Genomic DNA, 11,379 nt, shown 5'->3' on the forward strand with positions numbered 1-11,379 from the left:
GCCGCAGGCCGCGGCCCACGGTGTGGCGGCCGGCACGGACCACACCGCCCAGTCCGGCGTGGCGAGCCACTGCAGGCCGGCGTTCAGCTGCGCCACCGTCCAGGCGGCCGGCCCCCACAGCGGCGGCAGCAGCACGCCCAACAGCGCCAGCGGCGTGACGCCGAGCGTGATGATCGGAATGGCGACCAGATTGGCGGCGAAGCCGACCAGCGACAACTGCTGGAAGAACACCAGCGTCAAGGGCGCAAGACCCAGCGTCGCGATGGCCTGCGTGCGCAGGCCGCCCGACAGCAGCCGAACCAGCCACTCCGCAACGCCCTGCCAGCGCAGCCGCGTCGGTGCGGTCGCCAGCCCGGTGGTCGCCGCGACGAGCCCACGCGCCTCGCCCGAGGCCAGCAGCAGGCCCACGGCCGCGAAGGACAGCCAGTAGCCCGGCTGCAGCAGGGCCCAGGGATCGATCGCGGTCACGACCACCATGGCGGCCGTCCAGACCAGCGGCCAGCTCCAGCGCAATCCGGCTGCTCCCAGGACGACGACGCTGGCCAGCATCAGCACCGTGCGCTGCGCCGGCACGCCCCAGCCGGCGAACACCGCATAGGCGCAGGCCGCCGTCAGGCCACCCCAGCGCGCGGCGAGCGGTGTCGGGCACATCCCCATCGCACGGCGGCTGCGCCGCCACAGTGCGCCGACGCCCAAGCCCGCGAGCCACGCGAACATCGTGACATGCAGGCCGCTGATGGACATGAGGTGTGCGACGCCGGTCTGGCGATAGAGCGCCCAGTCGTCGCGCTCGATCGCAGCCTGGTCGCCCACCGCCAGCGCGGCCAGCACGCCGGCTGAGGAGGCATCGGCCACACGCGCCGTGATCGCGTCGCGCACCGATTGCCGCAGGCGATCGACGACGTGGCCCTCGCCGTCTCCGAGCAGGCGGTTGGGCGTGTCGCGCACCGCACGCACCGAGCCGGTCGCGCGCACGCCCTGCTCGAAGAGATACAGCTCGTAGTCGAAACCGTGCGGATTCGACAGGCCATGCGGGCGCTTCAGGCGCAGCATCAGCTGCCAGCGCTGGCCGGCGCGCAGCGCGGGCAATTCGGGGCCGTCGGGTGTGGCGTACCAGCCGAGCGACAGGCGGGACGGCAGCTCGATCACGCGGTCGCCGATGCGCGCAGAGCGAGGCTCGAAGTGGAAGCGCCAGGCCTCGGCCGAGCGCTGCGGCAGCCCGGCGATCACGCCGATCACGGCGAGATCGCGCCCCTCGAGTTCGGCCGGCAGTTGCTCGGCCAGACGCCAGCCGGCGCGCAGGCCTGTCGCACCGAAGCTCACCGCGGTCAGGACGGCCAGCGTCAGCGCGTGGACGCTTCCTCGCAGTGGACCGCGACGATCGAGGCCGAACAGGAGCATCGACACCGCGAGGCCCAACACCGAGAGTGCGGCGTAGTGGACCGGCAGCCACAGCTGGGCCTGCTGCAGCTGCAGGGACGATCCCAGCACCACGCCGGCACCGGCAGCCAGCAGGCGCAGGCCCGGCAGCGATGGAGACGAGGGCATCGGCCGAGTGTAGGAAGCCGATGCGCCGATCGGCAGGCCCTCCACGACTGGGGTGACGGCCCGCGCGGTAGGATCGTCGCCCGCGAAAAGGAGCCTCCCTCATGTCGATCCAGCAACGCCTCAAAGACCTCGGCATCGTGCTGCCGCCGGTCGCCGTGCCGGCCGCCGCCTACGTGCCCTTCGTGCGCAGCGGCAACCTGGTGTTCCTGTCCGGCCACATCGCCAAGCGCGACGGCAAGCCGCACGCCGGGCAACTCGGCACCGACATGAACACCGACACCGGCAAGGCCGCCGCGAGGGCCGTCGCGATCGACCTGTTGGGCACGCTGAACGCCGCGGTCGGCGGCGACCTGGAGCGCGTGCTGCGCATCGTCAAGCTCATGAGCCTGGTGAACAGCTCGCCCACCTACACCGAGCACCATCTGGTGACCAATGGCGCCTCCGAGCTGATCGGCGAGGTGTTCGGTGCCGACCGCGGCGCCCACGCCCGCAGCGCCTTCGGCGTGGCGCAACTGCCGTTGGGCGCCTGCGTCGAGATCGAACTGATCGCCGAGGTGGCTGCGTGAGCGTTGCGACCGCGCGCCTGCACCACGCCAGCGTGTTCCACCGGCTGCCGCGCGGCGTGCTCGCGCTGGTGGCGCTGGCCTGCATCACCGCGGTCGGCAGCGCGCTGGTCGCGCAGCACGTGTTCGGCATGCTGCCCTGCCCCTGGTGCATCTTCCAGCGTGTGCTCTACCTGGCGATCGCCGTGGTCGCACTGATCGGCTGGGCCGCACCGGTGTGTGCGGTGACGGTGGTGACGAGCGGACTGGTCCTCGCGCTGTCGGTCGGTGGCATCGCATCGGCCGTGTTCCAGCACCAGGTCGCGGCCAAGGACAGCAGCTGCGCCTTCACGCTCGCGGATCGCTTCCTGAGCGCGACCGGCCTCGAGACCGCCGTGCCCTGGCTGTTCCAGGTGACGGCCACCTGCGCCGAGGCAGCATCCGCCCGGTTGCTGGGCCAGCCCTTCGAGGTGTGGAGCGGCCTGTTGTTCGCGCTGATCGGGCTCACGGCGGCATTGCTGCTGTGGCACCGCAGGCTGCGCGCCTGATCCCGGTCAAGACCCGGTCACGCGCGGGGACTATGCTGGTCGCCGAGGCGCAGTGCTGCGCCGTAGGAGATCGGCCATGACCCCCTGGCATCGCTTCTGGTTTCCCGACGGCGACAGCGTGCCGTCGCCCACGCGCGACGCCGCGCTGTGGACACCTCAGGCGCTCGCCGAGTCACAGCGCGTGCTGTGGCAGCAGGCCGCCGAGGCGACCGAGGCCTGGTGGCGCTACTGGCGCCTCGCTTGGCCCGCCCTGCCGGGGGTCGTGCCCGCGCGGCCCGTCGTGCCGCCGAGCCCGCTCTCCGCGATGCCGATGCGAGTGGCATCGACCTCCGCAACGCCGCAGGGCCGCAGCGTGGCGCGCAAGCGCCCCGCGACGCCGACCCCCACCCGGCCAGACCGCGTCGGGCCGCACGCGGCAAGTGATCGGCGCCGGCAGCCGCCGGCAACCGCTCAGGCGCGCAGCAGCCAGGTCGGTTTGAAGCCGATGTCGGCCGGCTTGCCCTTGCGCGCCCGCGCACCCTTGTAGACGGCCACCGCCGCCGCGCCGAGCGTCTCGTCCTTGGCCTTGCCGCCACGGCCGCTGCCCAGCACACGCAGGGTCTTGTCGAAGGCAGCGACGCTCACCAAAGCGTCCTTGGCCTCCAGGTCCATCAGCGTCAGGCCGCGGCCGCCCTTGGGCTGCAGCTTCAGATCATCGAGCGCGAACACCAGCAGGCGACCGCCGAGGCTGAGGCAGGCGATCTGCCCCGCGGCATCGGCACGGCTGGGCGGCAACGGCTTCTCGCCCTCGGCCAGCGTGAGGAAGCCCTTGCCGCCGCGCTGGCGCGACTGCAGGTCGCCGGCCTTCGCCAGCAGGCCGTAGCCGCCGGTGTTGGCGAGCAGCAGCGTCGCGTCGGCCGGGCCGGCGAAGTAGTGCTGGGGCTGGGTGCCCGATTCGAGCTCGATCATCGACGTGATCGGCTGCCCGTCGCCACGCGCGCCGGGCAGGCCGCTGACGGCGACCGAGTACACGCGCCCGTTCGATCCGAACACCAGCAAGGTGTCGACGGTGCGGCACTCGAAGGTGCCGTAGAGCGTGTCGCCGGCCTTGAAGGCAAAGGCCGCGGCGTCGTGGCCATGGCCCTGGCGCGCGCGCACCCAGCCCTTGCTGCTGATGACCACCGTGACCGGCTCGTCGACCACCTTGACCTCGGCGACCGCCTTCTTCTCGGCCTGGATCAGCGTGCGGCGTTCGTCGCCGTGCGTCTTGGCATCGGCCTCGATCTCCTTCACGACCGTGCGCTTCAGCGCGGCCGGGCTGTTGAGAATCTCCTCGAGCCGGCCCTGCTCCTCGCGCAGGCTCTTCAGCTCCTGCTCGATCTTGATGGCCTCCAGCCGCGCCAATTGGCGCAGCCGGATCTCGAGGATGTCCTCGGCCTGCCGGTCGCTGAGCCGGAAGCGCTCGATCAGCGCCGGCTTGGGCTCATCGGCATTGCGGATGATGCGGATCACCTCGTCGATGTTCAGCAACACCAGCTGCCGGCCTTCGAGGATGTGGATGCGGTCCAGCACCTTGCCGAGGCGGTGGCGGGTACGGCGCTGCACCGTCTCGAGCCGGAAACCGATCCACTCGGTCAGCATCTGGCGCATCGACTTCTGCGTCGGCCGGCCGTCGGCCCCCACCATCGTCAGGTTGATCGACGCCGAGGTCTCCAGGCTGGTGTGCGCCAGCAGCACGTTGATCAGCTCCTGCTGCTCGACGGTGCGGCTCTTGGGCTCGAACACCAGACGCACCGCGGCTTCCTTGCCGGATTCGTCGCGCACCGCGTCCAGCACCGCGAGCACGGTGGTCTTGAGCTGGGTCTGCTCGGCGCTCAGTGCCTTCTTGCCGGCCTTGACCTTGGGGTTGGTCAGCTCCTCGATCTCCTCCAGCACCTTCTGCGCGCTGGTGCCGGGCGCAGTTCGGTGACCACGAGGTTCCATTGACCGCGCGCCAGGTCCTCGATCTTCCATTTCGCCCGCACCTTCAGCGAACCGCGGCCGCTGCGATAGGCGTCGCGGATGTCGGCCTCGGCGCTGATGATCTGGCCGCCGCCCGGGTAGTCGGGGCCGGGCAGCAAGGCGAACAGCTCGTCGTCGGACAGCTTTTCCTGCTTGATCAGCGCCACCGCGGCGGCGGCCACCTCGCGCAGGTTGTGGCTGGGGATCTCGGTCGCCAGGCCCACCGCGATGCCGCTCGCGCCGTTCAGCAGCACGAAGGGCAGGCGCGCGGGCAACTGCTTCGGCTCCTGCGTGGAGCGTCGTAGTTGGGGATGAAGTCGACCGTGCCCTCGTCGATCTCGTCGAGCAGCAGCCGCGTGATCGGCGCGAGACGCGCTTCGGTGTAGCGCATCGCCGCCGCGCCGTCACCGTCGCGCGAGCCGAAGTTGCCCTGGCCGTCGATCAGCGGATAGCGCTGCGAGAAGTCCTGCGCCATGCGCACCAGCGCGTCGTAGGCCGCGGTGTCGCCGTGCGGGTGGTAGCGGCCCAGCACGTCGCCGACCACGCGCGCGCTCTTCATCGCCTTGGGGCCGCCGGCGGTGGTGAAGGCCAGGCCCAGCCGCTCCATCGCGTACAGGATGCGACGTTGCACCGGCTTCTGGCCGTCGCACACGTCGGGCAGCGCGCGGCCCTTGACGACGCTCAGCGCGTACTCGAGGTAGGCCCGCTCGGCATAGTGGGCGAGCGTGATCGCATCGCCGTTGTCGCCGCCGGCAGCATTCAGTTCCAGTTGATTCATCTCGTTCTCGATCGTGAGCCGTCGTCAGACCCGCAGGGTGCGACCCCTCACACATCCACCTCGACCGCATCGCCGTGCAGTTCCATCAGCTCGCGCCGCGACGCGGCCTCGCCCTTGCCCATCAGCTTGTTGAACGAGCCCTCGGTCTGGCCGAAGTCCAGCAGGCCCCAGCTCACTGGGAGCAGGCGGCGCGTGTCGGGGTTGAGCGTGGTGTCCCACAGCTGCTCGGCATTCATCTCGCCCAGGCCCTTGAAGCGGCTGATGGTCCAGCTGGTTTCGCGGGCACCTTCCTTGCGCAGCTTGTCGAGGATGGCGGTGAGCTCGCCCTCGTCCAGCGCATAGAGCTTCGCCGCCGGCTTCTTGCCGCGCGCCGGCGCGTCCACACGGAACAGCGGCGGCTTGGCGATGCAGATGTGGCCGCGCTCGATCAGTTTCGGGAAGTGCCGGAAGAACAGCGTCAGCAGCAGCACCTGGATGTGCGAGCCGTCGACGTCGGCGTCGCTCAGGATGCAGATCTTGCCGTAGCGCAGGCCCGAGAGGTCGGGCTCGTCGGCGGCGCCGTGAGGATCGACGCCGATCGCCACCGAGATGTCGTGGATCTCGTTGTTGGCGAACAGACGATCGCGCTCGACCTCCCAGGAATTGAGCACCTTGCCGCGCAGCGGCAGGATGGCCTGGGTCTCCTTGTCGCGGCCCATCTTGGCGCTGCCTCCAGCCGAGTCGCCTTCGACGAGGAAGAGTTCGTTGAGCGCGAGGTCGCGGCTCTCGCAGTCGGTCAGCTTGCCAGGCAGCACCGCCACGCCGGAGCCCTTGCGCTTCTCGACCTTCTGCCCGGCGCGCTGGCGCGCCTGGGCCTGGCGGATCACCAGCTCGGCCAGCTTGCGGCCATGCTCGACGTGCTGGCTCAGCCACAGCTCGAAGGCCGGCTTCACGTAGGTGGACACCAGCCGCAGCGCATCGCGCGAGTTGAGTCGCTCCTTGGTCTGGCCCTGGAACTGCGGGTCGAGCACCTTGGCGCTCAGCACGAAGCTGGCGCGCGAGAACACGTCGTCGGGCATCAGCTTCACGCCCTTCGGGCAAAGCGCGTGCAGCTCGATGAAGCCCTTGACGGCCTGGAACAGGCCATCCTTCAGGCCCGACTCATGCGTACCGCCGGCCACCGTGGGGATCAGGTTCACGTAGCTTTCGCGCACCGCCTGACCGTCCTCGGTGAAGGCCACGCACCAGGCCGCCCCCTCGCCCTCGGCGAAATTCTCGGTCTCGCCCTCCTCGGCATAGTGCGCGCCCTCGAACAGGGGAATCACCGGGTCCGCCTGCAGCGTCTGCATCAGGTAGTCGCGCAGCCCGCCTTCGTAGCGCCAGGTCTGCACCTCGCCGCTCTTCTCGTGCGTGAGCGTCACGCTCACGCCCGGCATCAGCACCGCCTTGCTGCGCAGCAGGTGCACCAGTTCGTTCCTCGGCAGCTCGGCGCTCTCGAAGTACTTCGGTCTGGCCAGACCCGCACGCTGGTGCCCTGCCGGCGGTCTGCGGCACCGGCCTTGCGCGAGGCGACCGGCTCGATCACGTCGCCGCCGGAGAAGGCCAGTGCCGCGACCTTGCCCTCACGGAACACCTCGACCTGCAGTCGCGTCGACAGCGCATTGGTCACGCTGACGCCCACACCGTGCAGGCCGCCGGAGAAGCTGTAGGCACCGCCCGCGCCCTTGTCGAACTTGCCGCCAGCGTGCAGCCGCGTGAACACGATCTCGACCACCGGCACCTGCTCCTCGGGGTGCAGGCCGAAGGGGATGCCGCGGCCGTCGTCGTCGACGCTGACCGAGCCGTCGGCATGCAGCGTCACCGCGATGCGCTGGCCGTGCCCGGCGAGCGCCTCGTCGGCGGCGTTGTCGATCACTTCCTGCACGATGTGCAGCGGGTTGTCGGTGCGGGTGTACATGCCCGGCCGCTGCTTCACCGGCTCCAGACCCTTGAGCACGCGGATGGACGATTCGCCGTAACGGCCCGGCGAAGAAGATTTGGTTGCCATGGGCGAAGATTCTAGGGAGCCGCCGCGCGTGCACCGGCGCGCGGGCTTACCACACTGCCCCCACCCGCTCCGCCGCCTGCGCAGGGCATCTCCACGGCAGACGGCCGACGCCGGTGACCAACGCCGGAACGTGAAAATCGTGACAATCGGTCGATGACCTCGCCGACCCGCGCTACGCACACGCTTTCGATGACCCAGGTGCTGCTGTGCGGCGCCGCCATCGTCACGCTGTCGATGGGCATCCGCCACGGCTTCGGGCTGTGGCTGCAGCCGATCACGATGGACCGCGGCTGGTCCCGGGAGACCTTCGGCCTCGCGCTGGCGATCCAGAACCTGAGCTGGGGCCTGGTCGGTCCGTTCGCCGGCATGCTGGCCGACCGCTACGGCGCCTTCAAGGTGCTGGTGGCCGGTTCCGTGCTCTACGCCGGCGGGCTGGTGCTGATGGCGCTGGCCACGTCAGGTCTGGCCTTTCACGGCAGTGCCGGGCTGATGATCGGCATGGCCCAGGCCGGCTGCACCTACGCCATCGTCTATGGCGTGATCGGTCGCAACGTCGCCCCCGAGAAGCGCTCGTGGGCGATGGGCATCACGGCTGCGGCCGGCTCGTTCGGCCAGTTCCTGATGGTGCCGGTGGAAAGCGGCCTGATCTCGGCCTTCGGCTGGCAGGAAGCCCTGATCCTGCTGGGTTGCGCGGCACTGGCCATCGTGCCGCTGGCCTTCGGCTTGAAGGAGCCGAAACTCGCCCCACCCGCCGGCAGGCAGCAGAGCATCGGCGAGGCCGTTCGCGAGGCCTTCGGCTACCGCAGCTTCCAGCTGCTGATGGCGGGCTACTTCGTCTGCGGCTTCCAGGTGGTCTTCATCGGCGTGCACATGCCGAGCTACCTGAAGGACCACGGCCTGTCGCCGCAGGTGGCGACGACGGCGCTGGCGCTGATCGGCCTGTTCAATGTGTTCGGCACCTACGCGGCCGGCGTGCTGGGCCAGCGGCTGGCCAAGCGCCACATCCTGGCGAGCATCTACGCGTTGCGCTCGGTGGCCATCATCGCCTTTCTGCTGCTGCCGTTGACGCCCGCCTCGGTCTACGCGTTCTCGATCGCGATGGGGCTGCTGTGGCTGTCGACGGTGCCGACCACCAATGCCGTGGTCGCGCAGATCTTCGGCGTCAAGCACTTCTCGATGCTGGGCGGCTTCGTCTTCCTGGCCCACCAGATCGGCAGCTTCCTCGGTGTGTGGCTGGGCGGCAAGCTCTACGACGCGACCGGCAGCTACGACGTGGTGTGGTGGATCGCGGTCGCGCTCGGCGTGTTCGCCGCGCTGATCAACCTGCCGGTGCGGGAGACCGCGATCGTGCGCGGCGGCGTCCCGGCGCCGGCATGACACACGGGGCCCCACGGCGATGAGAGCCTTCTCCTGCAGCAAGCGACTCCTGATCTGGGCCGTGTCCGCTGCCGCCCTGGGTGCGGTGTTCCTGGCCTACCTGCAGCCCGACCTGATGGTCGACCTGGCCAACCGCGTATGGAGCTGCTTCTAGCATGGGCTTGACCGCGCGGCACGGTGGGCTGGCGGTGTCGCCCTGGGTGGAACGCTGGACGCGCACGCTCCCGGCCGGCCAGCGCGTGCTCGACCTGGCCTGCGGTTCCGGCCGACACCTGCGCTGGCTCACGGTCCAAGGGCAGCGCCTCACCGGCGTGGACCGCGACGCGGCGGCCCTCGCGGATCTGGCATCCGCCTGCCCGCAGGCCGAGCTGATCACCGCCGACATCGAGTCCGGTCCGTGGCCGCTGGACGGCCGCAGCTTCGACGTGGTGATCGTCACCCATTACCTGTGGCGACCGCTGCTGCCCACGATCCTCGCCTGCGTGGCCGCCAACGGCCGCCTGATCTACGAAACCTTCGCGATCGGCAACCAGACCGTCGGCAAGCCGTCGAACCCCGACTTCCTGCTGCGCCCGGGCGAGCTGCTCGACGCGGTGCGCGGCGCCGGTGCCGGCTGGCGCGTGCTGGGCTACGAGGACGGCACGCTGGAGTCACCGCTGCGCTTCGTGCAGCGCATCGCCGCCGTGCGGGAGGCCGAGCCCGGCGCGTCGGCCTCGGACCAGCCACCGCGTTATCCCTTGTAGCCACCGCGTCAGCCTCGTTGCCGCGGCTGGCTAAAATCCCGGGATTCAGAGGACTCCCCATGAAACCCATCGTTGGCAGCATCGTCGCGCTCGTCACGCCGATGCACGAGGACGGTAGCGTCGACTACCCCTCTCTGCGTCGCCTGATCGACTGGCACATTGCCGAAGGCACCGACTGCATCGGCGTGGTCGGCACCACCGGCGAATCGCCGACGGTCGCGCCCGAAGAGCACTGCGAGATCATCCGCGTGGCGGTCGAGCATGTCGCCGGACGCGTGCCGGTGATGGCCGGAGCCGGCGCGAACTCCACGCGCGAAGCCATCGAGCTCAGCCGCTACGCCAAGCAGGTCGGCGCCGACTGCACGCTGCAGGTCGTGCCCTACTACAACAAGCCCACGCAGGAAGGCCAGTACCAGCACTTCCGCAGCATCGCCGAAGCGGTGGACATTCCGGTGGTGCTCTACAACGTGCCCGGCCGTACCGTGGCCGATATGCTGCCCGAGACAGTGCTGCGTCTGGCCCAGGTGCCCGGCATCGTCGGCCTGAAGGAAGCCACCGGCAACATCGAGCGCGCATGCTGGCTGATCAAGCAGGCACCGAAGGGCTTCTCCATCTACTCCGGCGACGACCCGACCGCGGTGGCGCTGATGCTGCTGGGTGGCCATGGCAACGTCAGCGTGACGGCCAACGTTGCGCCGCGTGCGATGCACGAGCTGTGCGTCGCGGCGATGGCCGGTAACGCGAAGCGCGCCGCCGAGATCCACCTGGCGCTGTTGCCGCTGCACAAGCAGTTGTTCTGCGAACCCAATCCGATTCCGGTGAAGTGGGCGCTGCAGCGCATGGGCCGCTGCGGCGGCGCACTGCGCCTGCCGCTGACGCCGCTGAGTGCAGCGCTGCAGCCGGTGGTCGAGCAGTCGCTGCGCGATGCCGGCCTGCTGTGACGCTTCGCCCCCCGGAACGGTACCGCTGCTTCACCCACGACGCCTTGCGCTCCCCTGCCCCGCCGCACCGGCGGCCTGCCCAGCCCGATCCCCGGAGAAGCCTCCCGTGAGTTTTCAAAGTCGATTCAACGTTCCTGCCCGCCTGCTGCTGATCGCGGTGGCGTCCGGCCTGTCGGCCTGCACGATCAACAATGCGCTGGAAGGCGACAAGGTCGACTACAAGACCAAGGGAGCGAAATCGGTCTCGCTCGAGATCCCGCCCGACCTCACCCAGCTCTCCCCCGACCAGCGCTACCAGACGGCCAGCGGCACGATCAGCGCTTCGACGCTGCAGACGCCTTCGCCCAACAGTTCGGCGCCCACCGCCGCCGGCACGGCCGCGAGCGTCGCGCCCAGCGTGGTCGGCGATGTCCGCCTCGAGCGCGCCGGCAGCCAGCGCTGGCTGGCCACTCGCCAGACACCCGAGCAGCTGTGGCCTCAACTGCAGGCCTTCTGGCAGGAGCGCGGCTTCCAGCTCGATCTCGAGCAGCGCGACACCGGCTGATGGAAACCAACTGGGCCGAGAACCGCGCCAAGCTGCCGCAGGACATCATCCGCGGCACGATCGGCAAGGTGTTCGATTCGGTCTACGACACCGGCGAGCGGGACCGCTTCCGCACCCGTCTGGAGCGCACGCCCGAGGGTGGCACCGAGATCTACATCAGCCACCGCGGCATGGTCGAGGTCTACACCAGCGAGCGCAAGGACTCCACGGTATGGCAGCCCCGCCCGGCCGACCCCGATCTCGAGGCGGTGATGCTGTCGCGCCTGATGCTCAAGCTCGGCGCCAAGGAAGAGCAGGCCAAGGCCGCGGAAGCCGCTGCGGCGGCCGCCTCGGCCGCCCCGGTGCCGCCCGC

Annotated in this window: 10 protein-coding genes and 2 pseudogenes; 9 read left to right on the forward strand and 3 right to left on the reverse strand. The window is 70.0% G+C overall.

What is annotated here, in order from left to right:
• The coding region (locus Y694_RS16175) for a ComEC/Rec2 family competence protein (RefSeq protein ID WP_155935843.1) at positions 1–1,548 on the reverse strand (1,548 nt) is incomplete at its 3' end.
• Between the two features lie 101 nt (positions 1,549–1,649).
• Here Y694_RS16175 and Y694_RS16180 point away from each other — a divergent pair.
• The 3 genes from Y694_RS16180 (at position 1,650) to Y694_RS16190 (ending at position 3,164) form a co-directional block, all read left to right on the forward strand.
• Positions 1,650–2,114: a RidA family protein gene (locus Y694_RS16180; RefSeq protein WP_036234324.1), complete on the forward strand. Its 465-nt coding sequence runs from the start codon at positions 1,650–1,652 to the stop codon at positions 2,112–2,114.
• Positions 2,111–2,638, forward strand: coding sequence for a disulfide bond formation protein B (locus tag Y694_RS16185; protein WP_051495837.1), 528 nt, complete (start codon positions 2,111–2,113; stop codon positions 2,636–2,638). The genes Y694_RS16180 and Y694_RS16185 overlap by 4 nt, the downstream gene beginning before the upstream one ends.
• 76 nt (positions 2,639–2,714) lie before the next feature.
• A complete protein-coding gene (locus Y694_RS16190; RefSeq protein WP_036234327.1) occupies positions 2,715–3,164 on the forward strand; it encodes a hypothetical protein in 450 nt (149 codons plus the stop codon).
• On the opposite strand, the pseudogene parC reads toward Y694_RS16190, so the two are convergent.
• Positions 3,089–5,396, reverse strand: a pseudogene (parC, locus tag Y694_RS16195) (DNA topoisomerase IV subunit A). The gene Y694_RS16190 and the pseudogene parC overlap by 76 nt on opposite strands.
• Before the next feature lie 47 nt (positions 5,397–5,443).
• Positions 5,444–7,422 (reverse strand): annotated as a pseudogene (locus tag Y694_RS16200) (DNA topoisomerase IV subunit B).
• Positions 7,423–7,575: 153 nt separating this feature from the next.
• Here Y694_RS16200 and Y694_RS16205 point away from each other — a divergent pair.
• The 6 genes from Y694_RS16205 to bamC form a co-directional block, all read left to right on the forward strand.
• On the forward strand, positions 7,576–8,799 hold the full coding sequence (locus Y694_RS16205; RefSeq protein ID WP_036234329.1) for an MFS transporter: 1,224 nt from the start codon (positions 7,576–7,578) through the stop codon (positions 8,797–8,799).
• A 19-nt stretch (positions 8,800–8,818) separates the two neighbouring features.
• A complete protein-coding gene (locus Y694_RS26565; RefSeq protein ID WP_255343853.1) occupies positions 8,819–8,953 on the forward strand; it encodes a hypothetical protein in 135 nt (44 codons plus the stop codon).
• Between the two features lies 1 nt (position 8,954).
• Positions 8,955–9,542 carry a bifunctional 2-polyprenyl-6-hydroxyphenol methylase/3-demethylubiquinol 3-O-methyltransferase UbiG gene (locus Y694_RS16210; RefSeq protein ID WP_036234331.1) on the forward strand — a complete coding sequence of 196 codons (588 nt, stop codon included), beginning with the start codon at positions 8,955–8,957 and terminating at the stop codon, positions 9,540–9,542.
• A gap of 59 nt (positions 9,543–9,601) precedes the next feature.
• Positions 9,602–10,483, forward strand: coding sequence for a 4-hydroxy-tetrahydrodipicolinate synthase (dapA, locus tag Y694_RS16215; RefSeq protein WP_036234333.1), 882 nt, complete (start codon positions 9,602–9,604; stop codon positions 10,481–10,483).
• Between the two features lie 106 nt (positions 10,484–10,589).
• Positions 10,590–11,027, forward strand: coding sequence for an outer membrane protein assembly factor BamC (locus tag Y694_RS26815; RefSeq protein WP_051495838.1), 438 nt, complete (start codon positions 10,590–10,592; stop codon positions 11,025–11,027).
• The coding region (gene bamC, locus Y694_RS26820; RefSeq protein WP_310732263.1) for an outer membrane protein assembly factor BamC at positions 11,027–11,379 on the forward strand (353 nt) is incomplete at its 3' end. The genes Y694_RS26815 and bamC, both read left to right, overlap by 1 nt.

This window comes from Methylibium sp. T29-B, assembly GCF_000576225.1.
Lineage (GTDB): Bacteria > Pseudomonadota > Gammaproteobacteria > Burkholderiales > Burkholderiaceae_C > Methylibium > Methylibium petroleiphilum.